This is a genomic window from Pseudomonas veronii, assembly GCF_002028325.1.
Lineage (GTDB): Bacteria > Pseudomonadota > Gammaproteobacteria > Pseudomonadales > Pseudomonadaceae > Aquipseudomonas > Aquipseudomonas veronii.
Map to the genome: position 1 here is coordinate 19,774 of NZ_CP018420.1, position 20,829 is coordinate 40,602.

Sequence of the window (20,829 nt, forward strand, 5' to 3'; positions counted from 1 at the left end):
CCGAACAGTCCTTGGTCAGGCAGTCGAGGGCGGCTAGTTGTTGATAAGTTCTGCGGCAACCGCCGCCAGATCGTCAAAAATCAAGGTGCCTACCGGCAGGTTTTTCGCCTGGGTCTTTTCGCCTTTCCCGGTCTTTACCAAAACTGGCTGAGAGTCGACGGCTTTGGCCGCCTCCAGGTCACCGAGGCTGTCCCCGACGAACCATAGCCCAGCCAGGGGCACGTTGTAATGTTCTGAAATGATTTTCAACATGCCAGGCTTGGGTTTGCGGCAATCGCAGCCCTCATCCGGCCCGTGGGGGCAGTACACCACCAGCCCCACCTCACCGCCCTGCTCCGCCACCAACGTGCGCAAGCGCGCGTGCATGGCGTCCAGGGTAGCGATGTCGTAGTAGCCGCGGGCGATGCCGGACTGGTTGGTGGCGACGGCCACCGTCCAGCCGGCTTTGCTCAACTGCGCGATGGCCTCGATCGCGCCGGGCAGTGGGATCCATTCCTCCACCGACTTGATGTAAGCGTCGGAGTCGTAATTGATCACCCCGTCCCGATCGAGAATCAGCAGTTTCAACATGATCAGCCCAATACGGAAATGTCAGCGATGTTGATGAACAGACCGCGCAGACGCGCCAGCATGGCGTAGCGGTTTTTCCGCACGCCGGCATCTTCGGCATTGATCATCACCGCTTCGAAGAACGCATCCACCGGCTCGCGCAAGGTGGCCAGGCGCGCCAGTGCTTCGGCGTAGTTGCGTTCGGCGATCAACGGTTTCACCGCATTTTCCGCCTTGGCGATGGCCGAGTTCAGCGAGAACTCCTTGGCATCGGCGAACAGGCCTGGGTCGACATCGGCATTGCCAAGGTTGTCGGCCTTGCTCAACAGGTTCGACACGCGCTTGTTCACGGCGGCCAGGGCGTCGGCTTCCGGCAGTTTGCGGAAGGCCTGCACGGCTTGCACGCGTTGGTCGAAGTCCAGCGCCGAACCCGGTTGCAGGGCACGTACCGACAGGTACACCGAAACGTCCACGCCTTCGTCTTCGTAACGCGCACGCAGGCGGTCGAACACGAACTCCAGCACTTGCTCGGCCAGGCCGGTTTGCTTGACCTTGCCGCCGAACTGGCCGACCGCGAACACCACGGCCTGGGTCAGGTCGAGGTCGAGCTTCTTGTCGATCAGGATCCGCAGTACGCCCAGGGCCGCACGGCGCAGGGCATACGGGTCTTTACTGCCGGTAGGCAGCATGCCGATGCCGAAGATCCCGACGAGGGTATCCAGCTTGTCGGCAATGGCCACGGCCGCACCGGTCAGGGTGCTCGGCAACTCGGCGCCGGCACCGCGCGGCATGTACTGCTCGTTCAGGGCCAGGGCGACATCGTCCGGCTCGCCGTCGTTGAGGGCGTAGTAGTAACCGGCAACGCCTTGCATTTCCGGGAACTCGCCGACCATCTCGGTGGCCAGGTCGCACTTGGACAGCAGGCCTGCGCGCGCAGCCCAGGCAGCGTCACCGCCAATGCGCGGGGCAATGTAGGCGGCCAGTTTGGAAACGCGCACAGCCTTGTCGTAGACGCTGCCGAGTTTTTCCTGGAACACCACGTTTTGCAGGCGCAGGTTGAAGTCTTCGAGCTTCTGCTTCTTGTCTTGCTTGAAGAAGAACTCGGCGTCGGTCAGGCGCGGGCGCACGACTTTTTCGTTACCGGCGATGATCTGCTGCGGGTCCTTGCTTTCGATGTTGGCCACGGTGATGAAGCGCGGCAGCAACTTACCGTCCACGTCCAGCAGGCAGAAGTACTTCTGGTTGTCCTGCATCGTGGTGATCAGCGCTTCTTGCGGCACATCGAGGAAGCGTTCTTCGAACGAGCACACCAGCGGCACCGGCCATTCAACCAGGGCGGTCACTTCGTCCAACAGGCTTGGCGGCACGATGGCGGTGCCTTCCTGCAGGCGGGCCAGCTCTTCGGTGCGCTTGCTGATCAGCTCGCGACGCTCGTTGGCGTCGGCCAGCACATAGGCGGCGCGCAGGTCGTTGAGGTAGTTGGCCGGCGCGGTGATACGCACGCTTTGCGGGTGGTGGAAGCGGTGACCACGGGAATCGCGGCCGGCTTTCTGGGCAAGGATGGTGCAATCGATGACCTGGTCACCGAGCAGCATCACCAGCCACTGGGTCGGACGCACGAACTCTTCCTTGCGCGCACCCCAGCGCATGCGCTTGGGGATCGGCAGGTCGTTCAGGGAGTCTTCGACGATGGTCGGCAACAGGCTGGCGGTCGGCTTGCCTTTGATGACCTGGCTGAAACGCAGTTTCGGGCCGCTTTGGTCGATCTCGCTCAGATCGACGCCACACTTCTTGGCAAAGCCCAGCGCTGCTTGGGTCGGGTTGCCTTCGGCGTCGAAGGCGGCCTGGCGTGGCGGGCCGTCGAGGTTGATGCTGCGGTCCGGCTGCTGGGTTTCCAGCGCGGTCAGCAACACCGCCAGGCGACGCGGCGCGGCGTAGACTTTTTTCGCCTCGAACTTCAGGCCGGCGCTTTGCAGGCCTTTTTCGATACCGGCCAGGAACGCATCGGCCAGGGTGTTCAGTGCCTTGGGTGGCAGCTCTTCGGTGCCCAGTTCAACCAGAAAATCTTGAGCACTCATTGTGCAGCCTCCAGCTTAGCCAACACTTCATCACGCAGGTCCGGGGTTGCCATCGGGAAGCCCAGCTTGGCGCGAGCCAGCAGGTAGGCTTGGGCGACGGAACGCGCCAGGGTGCGAACACGCAGAATATATTGCTGGCGCGCGGTCACCGAGATGGCGCGGCGGGCGTCCAGCAGGTTGAAGGTATGGGACGCCTTCAACACCATTTCATAGCTCGGCAACGGCAGCGGCTGGTCCAGTTCGATCAGGCGCTTGGCTTCGCTTTCATAGAAGTCGAACAGTTCGAACAGCTTCTCGACGTTGGCGTGTTCGAAGTTATAGGTCGACTGCTCCACTTCGTTCTGGTGGAACACATCGCCGTAGGTCACTTTGCCGAACGGGCCGTCTGCCCACACCAGGTCGTAGACCGAATCCACGCCTTGCAGGTACATGGCCAGGCGCTCGAGACCGTAGGTGATCTCGCCGGTCACCGGGTAGCACTCGATGCCGCCCGCTTGCTGGAAGTAGGTGAACTGCGTGACTTCCATGCCGTTCAGCCAGACTTCCCAGCCCAGGCCCCAGGCGCCCAGGGTCGGCGATTCCCAGTTGTCTTCGACGAAACGGATGTCGTGGACCAACGGGTCGAGGCCGACATGTTTCAGCGAGCCGAGGTACAGCTCCTGGAAGTTGTCCGGGTTCGGCTTCAATACCACCTGGAACTGGTAGTAATGCTGCAGACGGTTCGGGTTTTCGCCGTAGCGGCCGTCAGTCGGGCGCCGACTGGGCTGCACATAAGCGGCGTTCCAGGTTTCCGGGCCGATGGCCCGCAGGAATGTAGCGGTGTGGAAAGTGCCGGCGCCTACTTCCATATCGTAGGGCTGAAGTACCACACAACCTTGCTCGGCCCAGTACTGCTGGAGGGCGAGGATCAAGTCTTGGAAGGTACGCACGGCTGGCGTAGGCTGGCTCACGAAATTCACCTGTTACTTGGGCTGCGATTTAAAGAGCGGGAGTATACCCGATTCGGCCGCGCCACCATCCCCTGGAGCCTTATGCCACGCTGCTTTTGGTGTTCTGAAGATCCGCTGTACATGGCTTATCACGATCAGGAGTGGGGAACGCCGCTGCGCGATGCGCAGGGTTTGTTCGAGTTACTTTTGCTCGAAGGGTTCCAGGCGGGCCTGTCCTGGATCACCGTTTTACGCAAACGCGAGCATTATCGAAAGGTCTTGTTCGGTTTTGATGCACAGCGCCTGGCGCGGCTGAGCGATGCCGAGATCGAAGCGTTGATGCTCGACCCAGGCATCGTGCGCAATCGTCTGAAGCTCAACGCCACCCGCCGCAACGCCGCGGCCTGGTTGGCGCTGGAGGACCCGGTGGGGCTGCTGTGGTCGTTTGTCGGCGGCGTGCCCAAGGTCAATCACTTCAAGGACCGCAGCGAAGTCCCGGCGATTACCGCCGAAGCCGAGGCCATGAGCCGCGCGCTGAAAAAAGCCGGTTTCACCTTCGTCGGGCCGACCATTTGCTACGCGTTCATGCAGGCCTCGGGCATGGTCATGGACCACACTCAGGACTGCGACCGTTACGCGGACTTGGCCAACGCCGGTTAGAATGCGTGCTTTGCGCACCACACACGATCAGGAGTGACCTGTGGAAAAGTTTAAAGGCGCCTTGCTGGTAGGCGCTCTCCGGTTGTTTGCCCTGCTGCCCTGGCGCGCCGTGCAAACCGTAGGTTCGGCGATTGGCTGGATCATGTGGAAAACCCCCAACCGCTCCCGCGACACGGTGCGGATCAACCTCTCAAAGTGCTTCCCGGACATGGACCCGGCCGAGCGCGAGCGCCTGGTGGGCCGCAGCCTGATGGACATCGGCAAGTCCCTGACCGAAAGCGCCTGCGCCTGGATCTGGCCGGCCCAGCGCTCCATCGACCTGGTGCGCGAAGTCGAAGGCCTGGAAGTCCTCCACGAAGCCCTGGCCTCGGGCAAAGGCGTGGTCGGTATCACCAGCCACCTGGGCAACTGGGAGGTGTTGAACCACTTCTATTGCAGCCAGTGCAAACCGATCATTTTCTACCGCCCGCCGAAGCTCAAGGCGGTGGATGACCTGCTGCGCAAGCAACGCGTGCAACTGGGTAACCGCGTGGCGGCGTCCACCAAGGAAGGCATCCTCAGTGTCATCAAGGAAGTGCGCAAGGGCGGCCAGGTGGGCATTCCAGCCGACCCGGAGCCGGCTGAATCGGCGGGGATCTTCGTGCCGTTCTTCGCCACCCAGGCGCTGACCAGCAAGTTCGTGCCGAACATGCTCGCGGGCCACAAGGCGGTCGGCGTATTCCTGCATGCCCTGCGCCTGCCGGACGGTTCAGGCTACAAAGTGATCTTGGAAGCAGCGCCGGAAGACATGTACAGCACCGACACCGCCACCTCCTGCGCGGCGATGAGCAAGGTGGTGGAGCGTTATGTCGGCGCCTACCCGAGCCAGTACATGTGGAGCATGAAGCGCTTCAAGAAACGCCCGCCGGGTGAGGCGCGGTGGTACTGACTCAAAGGCAACCCAAAACCAATGTGGGAGGGGGCTTGCCCCCGATAGCAGTGTGTCAGCCAATGCATATTTGACTGAACCTCCGCTATCGGGGGCAAGCCCCCTCCCACATTTGAGTTCCGCTTAGGCCTTGCGGTCGAGTTTTTTCAGGAACACCGTCATTTCTTTCTCGGCCTGCTTGTCGCCATGGGCCTGAGCCGCCGCAATCCCCTTCTCCCAGGCCTGTCGCGCAGCGGGACGGTCACCCAATCCTACGTGCGCCTTCCCCAACAACTTCCACGCCGCCGAATACTTCGGATCAAACTCGACACACTTGTGCAGATGCTCGGCGGCCTTGGCGTTGTCCTTCAGGTCCAGATAACCCTTGCCCAGCCCAAAGCGCAGCAGGGCGTTATCCACACCCTTGGCCAGCATTTTCTCCAGGGATTCGAGCATGTCGGTGTACTCCGTTTGATCAGAAAAAGCTCAACCCCACGTGGAACAGCTTCTCCACATCGCGGATATGTTTTTTATCCACCAGGAACAGGATCACATGGTCGCCGGTGGCAATTACCGTGTCGTCGTGGGCAATGATCACTTCTTCATCGCGAATGATCGCACCGATGGTGGTACCCGGCGGCAAGCCGATGTCGCGGATGGCCTTGCCGATCACCTTGCTCGACTTCGAGTCGCCATGGGCGATCGCCTCGATGGCTTCCGCCGCGCCGCGGCGCAGGGAGTGGACGCTGACGATATCGCCACGGCGCACGTGGGTGAGCAAGGTGCCGATAGTCGCCAACTGCGGGCTGATGGCGATGTCGATATCGCCGCCCTGGATCAGGTCGACATACGCCGGGTTATTGATGATGGTCATCACCTTCTTCGCCCCCAGCCGCTTGGCCAGCAGCGATGACATGATGTTGGCTTCGTCATCATTGGTCAGGGCCAGGAAGATATCGGCGTCGGCGATGTTTTCTTCCATCAACAGGTCGCGGTCCGAGGCGCTGCCTTGCAGGACTACAGTGCTGTCGAGGGTGTCGGACAGATGCCGGCAGCGCGCCGGGCTCATCTCGATGATCTTCACTTGGTAGCGGCTTTCGATGGCCTCGGCCAAGCGTTCGCCGATCTGCCCGCCGCCGGCGATGACGATGCGTTTATACGTCTCATCGAGACGGCGCATTTCGCTCATCACGGCACGAATATTCGCTTTGGCGGCGATGAAGAAGACTTCGTCGTCAGCCTCGATCACCGTGTCGCCCTGGGGCAGGATCGGCCGGTCACGCCGGAAAATCGCCGCGACGCGGGTTTCCACATTCGGCATGTGTTCGCGCAGTTGGCGCAGTTGCTGGCCGACCAACGGCCCGCCGTAATAGGCCTTCACGGCGACCAGTTGCGCTTTGCCGTCGGCGAAGTCGATCACCTGCAACGCGCCGGGAATCTCGATCAGGCGCTTGATGTAATGGGTGACCACCTGCTCCGGGCTGATCAGCACGTCCACCGGGATCGCGTCGTTGTCGAACAGGCCGGCGCGGGTCAGGTAGGCGGCTTCACGCACCCGGGCGATCTTGGTCGGGGTGTGGAACAGCGTGTGGGCGACCTGGCACGCGACCATATTGGTCTCGTCGCTGTTGGTTACGGCCACCAGCATGTCGGCATCGTCGGCACCCGCCTGACGCAGCACCGTAGGAAACGACGCACGACCCTGCACGGTACGAATGTCCAGGCGGTCGCCCAGGTTGCGCAGGCGCTCGGCATCGGTGTCGACCACGGTGATGTCGTTGGCTTCGCTGGCCAAATGCTCGGCCAGCGTGCCACCGACCTGCCCTGCCCCGAGGATGATGATTTTCATCCGGTCACTCCCTTTGAACCGTTCAGCCGCGTGCGGCGGCGATCTTGATCAGTTTGGCGTAGTAGAAGCCATCGTGTCCGCCTTCCTGTGCCAGCAATTGGCGCCCGTGGGGCTGCTTGATGCCGGCTGCGGTGGCGAGGTCCAGCTCGCGCGCGCCGCTGGTACGGGCGAGGAAGGCTTCGATGACCTCGGTGTTCTCGGTGGGCAAGGTGGAACAGGTGGCGTAGAGCAGGATGCCGCCGACTTCCAGGGTCGGCCACAACGCGTCGAGCAGTTCGCCTTGCAGCACGGCCAGGGCGGCGATGTCGTCGGGTTGGCGGGTCAGCTTGATGTCCGGGTGGCGACGGATCACGCCGGTGGCGGAGCACGGCGCGTCGAGCAGGATGCGCTGGAACGGCGTGCCGTCCCACCAGGTGGCGGTGTCGCGGCCATCGGCGGCGATCAGCTCGGCGCTCAGGCCCAGGCGTGCGAGGTTTTCCCGCACGCGCACCAGGCGCTTGGCTTCCAGGTCGACGGCGACGACGCCGGCCAGGTCTTTTTCGACCTCCAGGATGTGACACGTCTTACCGCCGGGGGCGCAGCAGGCGTCCAGCACCCGCTGGCCTGGGGCCAGGTCGAGCAGGTCGGCCGCCAGTTGCGCGGCTTCATCCTGCACGCTGATCCAGCCCTCGGCGAAGCCCGGCAGGCTGCGCACGTCGGTGGCGGCTTCGAGCACGATGCCATCGGTGCTGTACACGCACGGCGTGGCCGCGATGCCCGCATCGGTCAGCAATTGCAGATAAGCATCGCGGCGATGATGGCGACGGTTGACCCGCAGGATCATCGGCGGGTGTGCATTGTTGGCCGCGCAGATGGCTTCCCATTGCTCGGGCCAGAAGGCTTTCAGGGATTTTTGCAGCCAGCGCGGGTGAGCGGTACGCACCACCGGGTCATGTTCCAGCTCGGCCAGCAGCGCTTCGCTTTCGCGCTGGGCGCGGCGCAGCACGGCGTTGAGCAGGGCTTTGGCCCAGGGCTTTTTCAGCTTTTCGGCGCAGCCGACGGTTTCACCGATGGCGGCGTGGGCCGGCACGCGGGTGTAGAGCAATTGATAGAGGCCTACCAGCAGCAGCGCTTCTACATCGGCATCGGCCGCCTTGAACGGCTTTTGCAGCAGCTTGGCTGCCAGCGCCGACAGCCGTGGCTGCCAGCGCGCAGTGCCGAAGGCCAGGTCCTGGGTGAAACCGCGATCACGGTCTTCGACCTTATCCAACTGGGTCGGCAGCGAACTGTTCAGCGAAGCCTTGCCGTTGAGCACGGCGGCCAGGGCCTTGGCGGCGGCCAGACGCGGGTTCATTGGGCGGCCACCCCGAGAAGCGTGCCTACGGCAAATTTCTCACGACGGCTGTTGAACAAATCGCTGAAATTCAGCGCCTTGCCACCGGGCAATTGCAGACGCGTCAGACACAGCGCCTGTTCACCGCAGGCGACCAGCAGGCCGTCCTTGCTGGCACCGATGATTTCACCGGGGGCGCCCTTGCCGTCGGCCAGGGTGGCAGCCAACACCTTCAAGGCTTCGCCGTTGAGGGTGCTGTGGCAGATCGGCCACGGGTTGAACGCGCGCACCAGGCGCTCCAGTTCCACGGCCGGGCGGCTCCAGTCGAGGCGCGCTTCGTCCTTGTTCAGTTTGTGCGCGTAGGTCGCCAGGCTGTCGTCCTGCTCCTCGCCTTCGAGGGTGCCGGCAGCGAGCCCGGCAATCGCCTGGATCACGGCCGGCGGGCCCATCTCGGCCAAGCGATCGTGCAGGCTGCCGCCGGTGTCTTCGGCGGTGATCGGGGTGCTGACTTTCAACAGCATCGGGCCGGTATCCAGGCCCGCTTCCATACGCATCACGGTCACGCCGCTTTCGCTGTCGCCCGCTTCCACGGCGCGTTGGATCGGCGCCGCACCGCGCCAGCGTGGCAGCAGCGAGGCATGGCTGTTGATGCAACCCAGGCGCGGGATGTCCAGGACGACTTGGGGCAGGATCAAGCCGTAGGCCACCACCACCAGCAGGTCCGGTTTCAGCGCGGCCAACTCGGCCTGGGCCTCGGCGTTGCGCAGGGTCGGCGGTTGCAGCACGGGAATGTGGTGCTCCAGCGCCAGTTGCTTGACCGGGCTCGGCATCAGTTTTTGCCCGCGACCGGCCGGGCGATCCGGCTGGGTGTACACCGCGACGATGTCATAAGGGCTGGCGAGCAGGGCCTTGAGGTGTTCGGCGGCAAATTCGGGTGTGCCGGCAAAAACAATGCGCAGTGGCTCGGTCATGGGCGTTCTCGGTTAAAAGCAGTCACAAAAGAAAAAGGCTTGCCGCAGCAAGCCTTTGGAAGAAGGGCATCAAGCTTGCTGGCGGTGCTTTTTTTCCAGCTTCTTCTTGATCCGGTCACGTTTGAGCGTGGACAGGTAATCGACAAACAGCTTGCCGTTGAGGTGGTCGCATTCGTGCTGGATACACACCGCCAGCAGGCCTTCGGCAACCTGCTCGAAGGGCTTGCCGTCGCGGTCCAGGGCCCTGATCTTCACGCGCACCGGGCGCTCGACGTTCTCGTAGAACTCCGGCACCGACAGGCAGCCTTCCTGGTATTCGCCCATTTCGTCGGTCAGCGCTTCGAACTCGGGGTTGATGAACACCCGTGGCTCGCTGCGATCTTCGGACAGGTCCATCACCACGACACGCTGATGCACGTTGACCTGGGTCGCGGCGAGGCCGATGCCCGGGGCTTCATACATTGTTTCAAACATGTCATCGACCAACTGACGAACCTTATCGTCCACTACGGCCACCGGTTTGGCGATCGTGCGCAGGCGCGAGTCGGGGAATTCGAGGATGTTCAAAATAGCCATAAGCGTAATTGCTGCACATGTGAGGTAAAGGCAAATCGGCGTAGGGATGGACCCGCACGGCCGGTGTGGAACGCTCGGAAGCCGCGAAGGCTATGGCGTTTCACGCGAACGTACATAATAAAGGAGATTCACCCCATGAGGAAATCGCTACTCGTCTTGCTGCTCTGGGCGCCGTTCGCCCAGGCCCTGCTTCCATCGCCCGGCCCGCGCCTGGATCAACCGACGCAACAGGCCATCCAGCGATTTTTGTTACACAATCGCATCCTCGATTCGCCCCTCGATCTCGATAACGCGCCCTACGTTGTCGCGGCAGAGGCCGGGCGCGTGCTGGGGGCCAATGGCGAGCGCGTGCATGCCCGCGGCGTCCTGGACCCGGCCCAGCCAAGCTATGGGATTTTCCGCCGAGGCAAGGTCTACACCGACCCCAAAACCCAGGAGTTACTGGGTATCCACGCCGACGACATCGGCACCGCGCACTGGGTGATGGCCGGCGACCTGACCACCCTTGCCGTACAACGGGTTACCCAGGAAGTGCGCCCCGGCGACCGCTTGCTGCGTGCCGAACCGCCGGTTGCGCTGGCCAGCCTGGAAGGCCCGCAGGCCGCGCCGTTTATCGAAGGGCGCATCATCGACGTGCCCAAGGGCGTGACGCAGATCGGCGTGCTGGATGCCGTGACCCTGAATAAAGGCCGCCGCGACGGCCTGGTCGACGGCCAACGGCTGAATGTGATCAAGACCGGCGCCACGGTACGCGACGCTCTCAGCGGCGCTCCGGTGAAGCTGGCCGATGAGTACGGCGGCATGCTGCTGGTGTTTCGCACCTACGAAAAACTCAGTTACGGCCTGGTCCTCAATGCCTCGCGGCCACTGGCGGTGATGGACCGTTTCGAGACGGCCCGTCAAACGCAATAAATAGGCTGCTAAATAAGTTACCAACAGAGTTATCCACAGCTTGTTCCGGTCAAGGATGATCAGATGTATCCGATAAACAGCAGTGAAATTTCCCCGGCAGAACTGGAAGCCCGGCTACGCTTGCACAGGCTGCCGGAACTGGGCCCGAAGCGTTTTCGCCGGTTGATCGACGCGTTCGGCTGCGCCTCGAAAGCGCTCAGCGCGCCGGCCAGCGCTTGGCGTTCGCTCGGCTTGCCCGCCGTCAGCGCCGAGGCCCGGCGCAGCCATGAAGTCCGCGAGGGCGCGAGTGTCGCATTGGCCTGGCTGGCGCGTCCGGCCCAGCATTTGCTGATGTGGGACCAGCCTGAGTACCCCGCACTGCTGGCCCAGATCGATGACGCACCGCCGTTGTTATTCGTCGCCGGCGACCCTGCGATCCTGGAAAAACCCCAGTTGGCCATGGTCGGCAGCCGTCGCGCATCGCGCCCCGGCATGGACACCGCCGCCGCCTTTTCCCGCAGCCTGGCGAGTGCTGGGTTTGTCATCACCAGCGGCCTGGCCCTGGGCATTGACGGCGCGGCGCATCAAGCGGCCCTGGAGGTCGGCGGGCAGACCATCGGCGTACTCGGCACCGGCCTGGAAAAGTTTTATCCACAGCGCCACCGACGCCTCGCGGCCGCGATGATTGCCCAGGGCAGCGCGGTGGTTTCCGAGTTTCCGCTGGACGCCGCGCCCCAGGCCGGCAATTTCCCCCGGCGCAACCGCATCATCAGTGGTCTGTCGCTGGGCGTGCTGGTGGTGGAAGCCGGCATCGCCAGCGGTTCGCTGATCACCGCGCGGCTCGCCGCCGAGCAAGGGCGCGAGGTGTACGCGATTCCCGGCTCGATCCATCATCCCGCAGCCAAGGGTTGTCATCAGCTGATCCGCGACGGCGCGGTGTTGGTGGAAACCATCGAGCACATTCTTGAAGGCTTGCGCGGCTGGCAGGCGCTGCCGTGTCCGGTGCCGCTGCCGGCGACTCATCCACTGGTCGCACTGCTGCATGCGGCGCCCCACACCAGCGAAGCCCTGGCGATTGCCAGCGGGCGGCCGTTGTCCCAGGTGCTGGCGAGCCTCACTGAATTGGAGCTGGAAGGCCAGGTGATCTGCGAAAGCGGGCGTTGGCTCGCGCGCTGCTAGGTTTTGCAGGGAAGATCGGTAAACTGCGCAGAGCTTTAGTCCGGAGAGTGAGTAATGGTCAACAGGTGGCGTGTGCTGGAAGCCGCACGAGAAATTCGCGCAGGCGCGGTGATTGCCTATCCGACCGAGGCGGTCTGGGGCCTGGGCTGTGACCCGTGGAACGAAGCGGCGGTGGACCGGCTGCTGGCGATCAAGAACCGCTCGGTGGATAAGGGCCTGATCCTGGTCGCGGATACTGTCCGCCAGTTCGATTTTCTCTTCGAAGACTTCCCGCAGGATTGGATCGACCGCATGGCCAGTACCTGGCCGGGGCCGAACACCTGGCTGGTGCCTCATCAGGACCTGTTGCCGGAATGGGTCACGGGGGAGCATGACACCGTGGCGCTGCGGGTCAGCGACCATCCGCTGGTGCGTGACTTGTGCTCATTGGTCGGGCCATTGATTTCCACCTCGGCCAACCCCCAGGGCCGCCCGGCCGCCCGCACGCGGATTCGCGTCGAGCAGTACTTCCGTGGCCAGGTCGATCTGGTGTTGGGTGGCGCCCTCGGTGGGCGCAAGAACCCGAGCCTGATTCGCGATCTGGTGACGGGTGAGGTTGTGCGGCCGTCCTGAGACCGCGGCGTGGCTATCGCGGGCAAGCCTTAGCCACGCCGAAATCCCAAGCCTTACGGCAACAGAATGGTCGACCCGGTCGTGCGCCGCGCCGACAGCTCGGTCTGCGCCTTGGCCGCTTCCGCCAGCGAGAAGCGCTGGTTGATATCGATGCGTACCTTGCCACTCTGGATCATCGAGAACAGATCATCGGCCATGGCCTGCAAGTTCTTGGGGTTGCTGGCGTAGGTCGCCAGGGTCGGCCGGGTGACGTACAGCGAGCCCTTGGCCGCCAGAATCCCCAGGTTCACCCCGTCCACCGCGCCCGAGGCGTTACCGAAACTCACCACCAACCCCCGGGGCGCTGCGCAGTCCAGCGAGGTCAGCCAGGTGTCCTTGCCGACGCCGTCGTACACCACCGGGCATTTCTTGCCGTCGGTCAATTCCAGCACGCGCTGTGCGACGTTTTCCTTGCTGTAGTCGATGGTTGCCCAGGCGCCGTGGGATTTGGCCACGGCGGCTTTTTCCGGCGAACTGACCGTGCCGATCAGCTTCACGCCCAGGGCCTTGGCCCACTGGCAGGCCAGGGAGCCCACGCCACCGGCTGCGGCGTGGAACAGGATGGTTTCGCCGCCCTTCAACTCATAGGTCTGGCGCAGCAGGTATTGCACGGTCAGGCCCTTGAGCATCGCGCCGGCGGCTTGTTCGAAGCTGATGTCGTCCGGCAGGTGAACCAGGTTGGCTGCGGGCAACACGTGCAGTTCGCTGTAGGCACCCAACGGCCCGCTGCCGTAGGCCACGCGGTCGCCGACCTTGAATTGGCTGACCTCGCTGCCCACGGCGTCGACCACACCGGCACCTTCGGCGCCCAGGCCCGACGGCAAGGCCGGCGGCGCGTACAAGCCGCTGCGATAGTAGGTGTCGATGAAGTTCAGGCCGATGGCCGCGTTGCGCACCCGAACCTGCTGTGGGCCAGGTTCTGCTGGCGTGTAGTCCACATACTCAAGCACCTCGGGGCCGCCATGGGCGCTGAACTGGATACGTTTGGCCATCTGCACTTCTCCTGGGTTCGAATTCGGGTAGCGCCCTATCGGACTCCTAAGCTTGATCTTCGTCAACTGCGACGGAGTTGAGTGCGGTGGTATCCTGTGCGCCCATTTGCCGCCGACGCCCAATGGCCTCGCGTAGCTTTGCCCGATTCAAGGTGATGCCATGACTACCCGCACCGAGGCTGTTAAAGCCTATCTGCTTGATCTGCAAGACCGTATTTGCAGCGCCCTGGAAACCTTCGAGACGGACACTCGCTTTATCGAAGACGCCTGGACCCGGCCAGCCGGCGGCGGCGGTCGCACCCGTGTGATTGAAAACGGTACGGTGATCGAAAAAGGCGGCGTCAACTTTTCCCACGTGTTTGGCAGCGGCCTGCCGCCGTCCGCCAGCGCGCATCGCCCCGAGCTGGCCGGGCGCGGGTTTGAAGCGCTGGGGGTGTCGCTGGTGATTCACCCGCACAACCCGCATGTACCGACTTCCCACGCCAACGTGCGCTTTTTCATCGCTGAAAAAGAAGGTGAAGAGCCGGTGTGGTGGTTCGGCGGCGGCTTCGACCTCACGCCCTATTACGCCAACGAAGAAGACTGCATCCACTGGCACCGCGTGGCCGAACAGGCCTGTGCGCCGTTCGGCGCCGACGTTTATGCGCGCTACAAGGCCTGGTGCGACACCTACTTCTACATCAGGCATCGCAACGAACCGCGCGGCATCGGCGGCCTGTTCTTCGATGACTTGAACGAGTGGGACTTCGACACCTGCTTCGCCTTCATCCGTGCCATCGGCGATGCGTACATCGACGCCTACCTGCCGATCGTGCAGCGCCGCAAGGCCCAGGCCTATACCGAACAGCAGCGCGAATTCCAGGAATTCCGCCGTGGTCGCTACGTTGAATTCAACCTGGTCTACGACCGTGGCACCTTGTTCGGCCTGCAGTCGGGCGGGCGTACCGAGTCGATCCTGATGTCGCTGCCGCCCCAGGTGCGCTGGAGCTACGACTGGAAAGCCGAGGCCGGCAGCGAAGAAGCGCGCCTCACCGACTACTTCCTGCAAGACCGCGACTGGCTCGGCGTGGCTGCGCCCAAGGCGGCGGTCTGATGGACCGTTATGTGGTGTTCGGCAACCCCATCGGCCACAGCAAGTCGCCGTTGATCCACCGCATGTTCGCCGAGCAGACCGGCGAGCAACTGGACTACAGCGCTCTGCTTGCGCCGCTCGAGGATTTCATCGGGTTTGCCCGTGAGTTTTTTCAACAAGGCCGTGGCGCCAACGTCACGGTGCCGTTCAAGGAAGACGCCTACCGCCTGGCCGACACCCTCACCGCACGCGCCGAGCGCGCCGGGGCGGTGAACACCCTGAGCAAGCTGGCCGATGGCAGCCTGCTGGGCGATAACACCGACGGCGCCGGCCTGGTGCGCGACCTGACGGTGAATGCCGGGCTGCACCTGCAAGGGCAACGCATCCTCTTGCTCGGCGCTGGCGGCGCAGTGCGCGGGGCGTTAGAGCCGTTGCTGGCCGAGCGGCCGGCGTCGCTGATCATCGCCAACCGCACCGTGGAAAAAGCCGAAATGCTCGCCGAGTTGTTCGACGATTTGGGCCCGGTGTCTGCCAGTAGTTTCGACTGGCTGTGTGAGCCGGTGGACGTGATCATCAATGCCACCTCCGCCAGCCTGTCAGGCGATGTACCGCCGATTGCAGGCAGCTTGATCGCGCCGGGCAAAACGTTTTGCTACGACATGATGTATGCCAAGGAACCGACCGCATTCTGCCGCTGGGCCACGGAACACGGCGCGGTGGTGGCGATGGATGGTCTGGGCATGCTGGTGGAGCAGGCGGCGGAAGCGTTCTTCCTGTGGCGCGGCGTGCGTCCGGATTCGGCGCCGGTGTTGGCTGAACTGCGCCGCCAATTGGCTTGAAGCAACTCGAAAGGTGGGAGGAGCAAGCCCCCTCCCACCTGTTTGACCGCATTCAGTCTTCGAAATGGATGGGGCAATTGTCGGCGCCTTCCAGCTTTTTCAACTCCTCGACGACCTGCGGCCTGGCCCGGCGCAAGGTCAGGCTACGGCCCATCGCCCTTAATCGCCGCGCTTCCTGGTGCAGCATCTCCACCCCGGAATAGTCGATAAAGTTGATCTGCTGCGCTTCGATTACCACCCGCTCACTCTGCAGGCTTTGCAGGCGAACCTGCAGGTAATGGCTGGCGCCGAAAAAGATCGAGCCACCGACCCGCAACACCTCTTCCTCGCCGTCGCGCCATTGCTGAACCCGCGGCTGCGAGGTGCGCTTGAGGTAGAAAAACAGCGAGGCCAGCACTCCGGCGTAAATCGCGGTTTGCAGCTCCAGCAGCAACGTGGCGATGCAGGTCAGGCTCATCACCACAAACTCGGCGCGACTGACCCGGAACAACGCGCGAATGCCCCGATGATCCACCAGGCCCCAACTGATCAGCAGGATGCTCGCGGCCATGCTCGGGATCGGTATATGTGCGATCAGCGCTGCACCAAACAGTGCGAACAACGCCACCCACAGGGCGGAAAACACCCCCGCCAGCGGCGAGCAGGCGCCTGCTTCATAGCTGAGGCCGGAGCGCGTAAAGGAACCGGCCGACAGGTAGCCGGAGAAAAATCCGCCGACGATATTGGACAAACCCTGCGCTCGAACTTCCTGGTTGGCGTCGAGCAATTGCTGTGAGCGCGCCGCCAGCGAGCGCGCGATCGACAGGCTGGTCACCAGCCCGAGCATACCCACCGCCACGGCGCTGGGCAGCAGGCGCAAGAGCATGTCCAGGTCCAGCGGCAACGGGCTGAATGGCGGCAGCTTGCCGATAAACGCACTGACCAGCGCCACCTGCCCGAATATCGCCGGCCACAGCCAGGCGGCCAGGCTGCCCAGCGCCAGCGTGATCAACAGCGTCGGCCAGCGCGGCAGCAGGTACTTGAGCAGCGCGCCCGCCAGCAAGGTGCCGAGCCCCAGGGCGAGTGAGGCGCGGTCCCACTCGCCGCCGTGCTCGATCAGTGTCATCAGACTGTTGATCGCCGTGGCCTGGCTCGGCAAATCCAGGCCCAACAGGTTGGGCAGTTGGCCGAGGGCAATCACCACGGCGGCGCCGAGGGTGAACCCCAGCACCACCGAATGGGAGATGAAATTCACCAGCGCGCCGAAGCGCAGCAGGCCGAGCAACCACTGGAACACCCCGGCGAGGAAGGTCAGCAGCAGGATCAAGGTGATGTAGTCCTGTGAACCCGGCACGGCCAGGGGGCTGACGCTGGCGTAGAGTACGATGGAAATCGCCGCCGTGGGGCCGCAGATCAGGTGCCAGGACGAACCCCAGAGGCACGCGATCAGCACCGGGATGATCGCGGCGTACAGGCCGTATTCCGGTGGGAGACCGGCGATGAGCGCGTAGGCAATCGACTGCGGCAAGGCCAGCACCGCGCCGCTGAGGCCGACGATCGCGTCCCGGCCGACGCTGGCGCGGGTTTGGCGCGGCAGCCAACTGAGGAAGGGGAAGAGTGTGTGGCGGTTGGGCCGGGGCATCGCAAACTCGGGTTGAAAGGTTTGGCTCAGGGTATCAGTACACACCGGCTTTTTGTGGGAGGGGGCTTGCTCCCGATCGCGGACTGACAGTCAATGATGTAGTGACTGATCCGCCGCTATCGGGAGCAAGCTCCCTCCCACATTTGGATAGTGGTGGGCTTTAGAGCTTGGCTTTTACGGCCGCCAATGCATCCTGGCCGTCCACGGTTTTCACGCCGTCGAGCCACTGCTCCAGTACCGCAGGGTTGGCCTTGATCCACGCCTTCGCCGCATCCGCGTTGCTGACCTTGTTGTTGACCACCGCGGCCATGATGCTGTTCTCCATCGCCTGGGTGAAACTCAGGTTGGTCAGCAGTTTTCCTACGTTCGGGCAGGCTTGTGCATAACCCTTGCGCGTCAGGGTATACACGCTGCCGGTGTCGCCGAAGTACTTCTCGCCGCCCTTGAGGTAATGCATTTTCAACTGCACGTTCATCGGGTGCGGGGTCCAGCCGAGGAAGGTGATGAAGCGCTGTTTCTTCACCGCCCGTGAGACTTCGGCGAGCATCGCCTGTTCGCTGGACTCGATCAGCTTCCATTGGCCCAGGTCGAAGTCGTTCTTCTTGATGATCTCCTGCAGCGAGAGGTTCGCTGGCGCGCCGGAGCCGATGCCGTAGATCTTCTTGTCGAACTTGTCGGCGAATGGGTTGAGGTCGGCAAAGTCATGCACCCCGGCGTCCCACACATAGTCCGGCACAGCCAGGGTGAATTCGGTGCCGTCGAGGTTTTTCGCCAACTGCACCACATCGCCGTTGGCCACGAATTTGTCGTAGAAACCTTGCTGCGCCGGCATCCAGTTACCCAGGAACACATCCACCTGGCCGTCCTTGAGCCCGCCGAAGGTGATCGGCACCGCCAGGGTGTCGACCTTGGGCTTGTAACCCATGCCCGTCAGCAGAAAACCGGCGACGGCATTGGTGGCGGCGATATCGCTCCAGCCGGGATCGGCCATCCTCACCGTCTCACAACCGGCGTCTGCGTACACGGTGGCGCTGCTCAACGCCGCCATGCCCATTACGCCCAGCACCACAGTCAATTTTTGCATGGCCTTCCCTCTGTTTTATTGGTTTTGGCAGGGTTGTGGATAACGTGCCTTGCGCTCCAGGTCGTCGAGGTCGATATGGTTGCGCATGTATTGCTGACTGGCGTCCACCAGCGGCTGGTGATCCCAGCTCTTCAGCTTGCCCTGGGTCAGCGCTTGGTAGACCAGGCGGCGACGGCGTTGACTGGCGAGCACCTGCTGGTGGATCGCCGGGATGTCCCATTTGGCCCGCGCCTCAAGCAGAAAGGCGGCAAACAGCGCCCGATGCTGCGGCGATTGGCTGAGTTCTTCCTGCTCGCGCGGGTCGTTGTGTATGTCGAACAGTAGGCAGGGGTCGTCTTCGCTGTAGATGAATTTGTAGGCGCCACGGCGAATCATCATCAGCGGGCTGAGGGTGCCTTCGGCCATGTATTCGCCGAACACTTCGTCGTGCCCGCCCTGTCCTTGCAGGTGCGGGACCAGCGAGCGGCCGTCCATGGGCAAGAGCGGTTCGAGTTCGCCGCCGGCCAGTTCCACCAGGGTCGGCAACAGGTCGGCGGTGGAGACCGCCTGGGTCACACGGCCTGCCGCGAACTGCCCCGGCGCGCTGATCAGCAGCGGCACGCGGGCGGCCATTTCGAACCAGTGCATTTTGTACCAGAGGCCGCGCTCGCCGAGCATGTCGCCATGGTCGCCGGAGAAAATGATCAGGGTGTCGTCGGCCAGGCCGGTGTCTTCCAGGGTCTGCAGCAGCTTGCCGACATTGCTGTCGATGTAACTGCAGGCACCGAAGTAGGCGCGGCGCGCATCGCGGATCTTGTCCACTGGCAGCGGCTTGTCCCACAGGTCGTAGACCTTGAGCAGGCGCTGGGAGTGCGGGTCGAGATCGCCCTGGGCCGGGGTTGTGGGCAATGGGATGTCGCTGTCGTCGTACAGATCCCAGAACGGTTTGGGAATGGTGTACGGGTCGTGGGGATGGGTCATCGACACGGTGAGGCAGAACGGCTGGTCGCCGCCCTCGCGAATGTGGTCGAACAGGTACTGCTGGGCCTTGAACACCACCTCTTCGTCGAAATCCAGTTGGTTGGTCCGCACGCACGGCCCGGCTTGCAGCACCGAGGACATGTTGTGGTACCAGGTGGGGCGCACGTCCGGCTCATCCCAGTTCACCGCCCAGCCATAGTCGGCGGGGTAGATGTCGCTGGTCAGGCGCTCTTCGTAACCGTGCAACTGGTCTGGCCCGCAGAAATGCATCTTGCCCGACAGCGCGGTGCGGTAGCCGAGACGACGCAGGTAGTGGGCATACGTCGGCACATCGGCGGGGAAATCTGCCGCGTTGTCGTAGGCGCCGATCTTGCTCGGCAACTGGCCGCTGACCAGGGTAAAGCGCGACGGCGCACACAGTGGGCTGTTGCAGTAGGCGGCGTCGAACACCACGCCTTGTGCGGCGAGGCGACTGAGATTCGGCAACTTGATCGGGGAAGGTCCGTAGAACGGCAGCATCGGCGCGGCCATTTGATCGGCCATGATGAAAAGAATGTTCTTGCGCTTCATGGGTCTTCGGCATTCCATAGGCGGTGTTTATGCGAATGAGCATGCAGCCCATGGAAAATGGGGTAAAGCCCATGAAAGGCAATGTCTAGGATAAGTACAGCTTATGTATAAAGCCTTCGGCGATGTATCCCTCGATTTGCTCCGGGCGTTCGAAGCGGCGGCGCGCCACCGCAGTTTTACCGCTGCGGCGATGGAGCTGGGCACCACCCAACCGGCCATCAGCCAGCAGATCAAGCGCCTCGAAGAGCAATTGGCGATCCGCCTGTTTGATCGCATCTACCGTGGCATCGAGCTGACCGACGCCGGCGCGCTGCTGTTCGAACATGTCCAGGGCGGTTTGCAGACCATCAACCAGGGCCTGAGCGCGATCACCCAGCAGGACCAGCACGAAGTGCTGCAAGTGGCCACCGACTTCGCCTTCGCCGCCTACTGGCTGATGCCGCGCCTGCATCGCTTCCATGCGGCCAACCCCCAGGTCGACGTCAGCCTGGTGACCAGCGAGCGCAATCACGCCACGTTGCGCAGCGATATCGACGTGGCGGTGCTGTTTGGCGACGGCCGTTTCAAGCAGGGCGACAGCCTGTGGCTGTTCAATGAAGAAGTGTTCCCGGTGTGCAGCCCGCAATGGCTCAAGGACCAGGCCACGCCGCTGACCGTGCAGACCTTGCCCGACTGCCCCTTGCTGCACCTGCGCCAGGAACACACCAGCCAGTGGTTCGACTGGAGCGGCGTGTTCCGCGAACTGGGCATTACCAGCGCACCGACCCCCGGCCAACTGCGCTTCGATAACTACACCCTGTTGATCCAGGCCGCGATTGCCGGCCAGGGCGTGGCCATCGGCTGGCGCCACTTGGTGGACAACCTGCTGGAACAGAAGTGGCTGTGCCGGCCGATCGGCGACACGGTGATCTCACGCTTCGGCTACTACGTGGTGCAGCCGCAGCGCAAACGGCGGGGGCAGTTGGTCGAGCGGTTCGTCGACTGGCTGGTGGCGGAGCAGGCGCGCAGTGCACAGTCGCTGACCGGGCTGGCCCTGCCGTCGATTGCGGTCTAGGGGGGCGATGACCTGAAGGACCACACCGAGTACGCGATCTGGATGGGTGCGATGCGCGAACTGAATCTGTCGGCTTTTTAACCTC

20 protein-coding genes and 1 pseudogene are annotated in these 20,829 nt (G+C 63.2%); 9 read left to right on the plus strand and 12 right to left on the minus strand.

The features are described from left to right. Window positions 1-33 precede the first annotated feature (33 nt). Genes gmhB through glyQ form a run of 3 tightly spaced genes read right to left on the minus strand, consistent with a single transcriptional unit; the run spans window position 34 to window position 3,577 of the window. A complete protein-coding gene (gmhB, locus tag PverR02_RS00080) occupies window positions 34-573 on the minus strand; it encodes a D-glycero-beta-D-manno-heptose 1,7-bisphosphate 7-phosphatase (protein ID WP_174630492.1) in 540 nt (179 codons plus the stop codon). Further along, window positions 573-2,627: a glycine--tRNA ligase subunit beta gene (gene glyS, locus PverR02_RS00085; RefSeq protein ID WP_079442536.1), complete on the minus strand. Its 2,055-nt coding sequence runs from the start codon at window positions 2,625-2,627 to the stop codon at window positions 573-575. The genes gmhB and glyS overlap by 1 nt, the downstream gene beginning before the upstream one ends. Further along, window positions 2,624-3,577, minus strand: a complete 954-nt coding sequence (gene glyQ / locus PverR02_RS00090) for a glycine--tRNA ligase subunit alpha (RefSeq protein ID WP_003213601.1) — start codon at window positions 3,575-3,577, stop codon at window positions 2,624-2,626. The genes glyS and glyQ overlap by 4 nt, the downstream gene beginning before the upstream one ends. Window positions 3,578-3,658: 81 nt before the next feature. On the opposite strand from glyQ, the gene PverR02_RS00095 reads away from it, so the two are divergent. Together PverR02_RS00095 and PverR02_RS00100 are read left to right on the plus strand one after the other, a co-directional pair. Further along, window positions 3,659-4,216, plus strand: coding sequence for a DNA-3-methyladenine glycosylase I (locus PverR02_RS00095; protein WP_017848961.1), 558 nt, complete (start codon window positions 3,659-3,661; stop codon window positions 4,214-4,216). Window positions 4,217-4,256: 40 nt separating this feature from the next. Next, window positions 4,257-5,144 (plus strand): lysophospholipid acyltransferase, encoded by an 888-nt coding sequence (locus tag PverR02_RS00100; protein ID WP_079442537.1) that lies wholly within the window; start codon window positions 4,257-4,259, stop codon window positions 5,142-5,144. Window positions 5,145-5,267: 123 nt separating this feature from the next. Here the strand turns inward: PverR02_RS00100 and PverR02_RS00105 are convergent, their stop codons facing one another. The 5 genes from PverR02_RS00105 to def all read right to left on the minus strand — a co-directional run bounded on the left by PverR02_RS00105 (window position 5,268) and on the right by def (window position 9,831). After that, window positions 5,268-5,579 (minus strand): tetratricopeptide repeat protein, encoded by a 312-nt coding sequence (locus PverR02_RS00105; RefSeq protein WP_079442538.1) that lies wholly within the window; start codon window positions 5,577-5,579, stop codon window positions 5,268-5,270. 19 nt (window positions 5,580-5,598) lie between these two features. Then, a complete protein-coding gene (trkA, locus tag PverR02_RS00110; protein WP_017848964.1) occupies window positions 5,599-6,972 on the minus strand; it encodes a Trk system potassium transporter TrkA in 1,374 nt (457 codons plus the stop codon). 22 nt (window positions 6,973-6,994) lie between these two features. After that, window positions 6,995-8,305: a 16S rRNA (cytosine(967)-C(5))-methyltransferase RsmB gene (gene rsmB, locus PverR02_RS00115; protein ID WP_079442539.1), complete on the minus strand. Its 1,311-nt coding sequence runs from the start codon at window positions 8,303-8,305 to the stop codon at window positions 6,995-6,997. Continuing rightward, window positions 8,302-9,255, minus strand: coding sequence for a methionyl-tRNA formyltransferase (gene fmt, locus PverR02_RS00120; RefSeq protein WP_079442540.1), 954 nt, complete (start codon window positions 9,253-9,255; stop codon window positions 8,302-8,304). Before fmt ends, rsmB begins: the two co-directional genes overlap by 4 nt. Window positions 9,256-9,324: 69 nt before the next feature. Next, window positions 9,325-9,831 (minus strand): peptide deformylase, encoded by a 507-nt coding sequence (def, locus tag PverR02_RS00125; protein ID WP_017848967.1) that lies wholly within the window; start codon window positions 9,829-9,831, stop codon window positions 9,325-9,327. Window positions 9,832-9,966: 135 nt separating this feature from the next. Here def and PverR02_RS00130 point away from each other — a divergent pair, with 135 nt between their 5' ends. The 3 genes from PverR02_RS00130 to PverR02_RS00140 all read left to right on the plus strand — a co-directional run bounded on the left by PverR02_RS00130 (window position 9,967) and on the right by PverR02_RS00140 (window position 12,513). After that, complete coding sequence (locus PverR02_RS00130) at window positions 9,967-10,743, plus strand: hypothetical protein (protein WP_057004926.1); 777 nt, start codon at window positions 9,967-9,969, stop codon at window positions 10,741-10,743. A gap of 63 nt (window positions 10,744-10,806) precedes the next feature. Beyond that, on the plus strand, window positions 10,807-11,901 hold the full coding sequence (gene dprA, locus PverR02_RS00135) for a DNA-processing protein DprA (RefSeq protein WP_057004927.1): 1,095 nt from the start codon (window positions 10,807-10,809) through the stop codon (window positions 11,899-11,901). 54 nt (window positions 11,902-11,955) lie between these two features. Beyond that, the gene (locus PverR02_RS00140) at window positions 11,956-12,513 is read left to right on the plus strand and encodes an L-threonylcarbamoyladenylate synthase (protein ID WP_079442541.1); all 558 of its coding nucleotides are present in this window, start codon (window positions 11,956-11,958) and stop codon (window positions 12,511-12,513) included. A gap of 53 nt (window positions 12,514-12,566) precedes the next feature. On the opposite strand, the gene PverR02_RS00145 is transcribed toward PverR02_RS00140, so the two are convergent. Next, entirely contained in the window at window positions 12,567-13,544 is a 978-nt protein-coding gene (locus PverR02_RS00145) for an NADPH:quinone reductase (protein WP_079442542.1), read from the minus strand. Window positions 13,545-13,704: 160 nt separating this feature from the next. Here PverR02_RS00145 and hemF point away from each other — a divergent pair, with 160 nt between their 5' ends. Both hemF and aroE read left to right on the plus strand, forming a co-directional pair. Then, a complete protein-coding gene (gene hemF, locus PverR02_RS00150; RefSeq protein ID WP_079442543.1) occupies window positions 13,705-14,637 on the plus strand; it encodes an oxygen-dependent coproporphyrinogen oxidase in 933 nt (310 codons plus the stop codon). After that, window positions 14,637-15,455 (plus strand): shikimate dehydrogenase, encoded by an 819-nt coding sequence (aroE, locus tag PverR02_RS00155; RefSeq protein ID WP_079442544.1) that lies wholly within the window; start codon window positions 14,637-14,639, stop codon window positions 15,453-15,455. Before hemF ends, aroE begins: the two co-directional genes overlap by 1 nt. Window positions 15,456-15,507: 52 nt before the next feature. Here aroE and PverR02_RS00160 read toward each other — a convergent pair whose 3' ends face one another. The 3 genes from PverR02_RS00160 to betC form a co-directional block, all read right to left on the minus strand. After that, a complete protein-coding gene (locus PverR02_RS00160; RefSeq protein ID WP_057004929.1) occupies window positions 15,508-17,076 on the minus strand; it encodes a SulP family inorganic anion transporter in 1,569 nt (522 codons plus the stop codon). A gap of 160 nt (window positions 17,077-17,236) precedes the next feature. Further along, window positions 17,237-18,160 (minus strand): choline ABC transporter substrate-binding protein, encoded by a 924-nt coding sequence (gene choX / locus PverR02_RS00165; protein ID WP_079442545.1) that lies wholly within the window; start codon window positions 18,158-18,160, stop codon window positions 17,237-17,239. 15 nt (window positions 18,161-18,175) lie between these two features. Beyond that, window positions 18,176-19,690 (minus strand): choline-sulfatase, encoded by a 1,515-nt coding sequence (gene betC / locus PverR02_RS00170; RefSeq protein WP_079442546.1) that lies wholly within the window; start codon window positions 19,688-19,690, stop codon window positions 18,176-18,178. A 103-nt stretch (window positions 19,691-19,793) separates the two neighbouring features. Between betC and PverR02_RS00175 the strand changes: the two genes are divergently transcribed. Both PverR02_RS00175 and PverR02_RS00180 read left to right on the plus strand, forming a co-directional pair. After that, a complete protein-coding gene (locus PverR02_RS00175) occupies window positions 19,794-20,744 on the plus strand; it encodes a choline sulfate utilization transcriptional regulator (RefSeq protein ID WP_079442547.1) in 951 nt (316 codons plus the stop codon). A gap of 3 nt (window positions 20,745-20,747) precedes the next feature. Beyond that, window positions 20,748-20,825: pseudogene (locus PverR02_RS00180) on the plus strand (DOPA 4,5-dioxygenase family protein); the annotation flags it as partial. Between the last annotated feature and the right edge of the window lie 4 nt (window positions 20,826-20,829).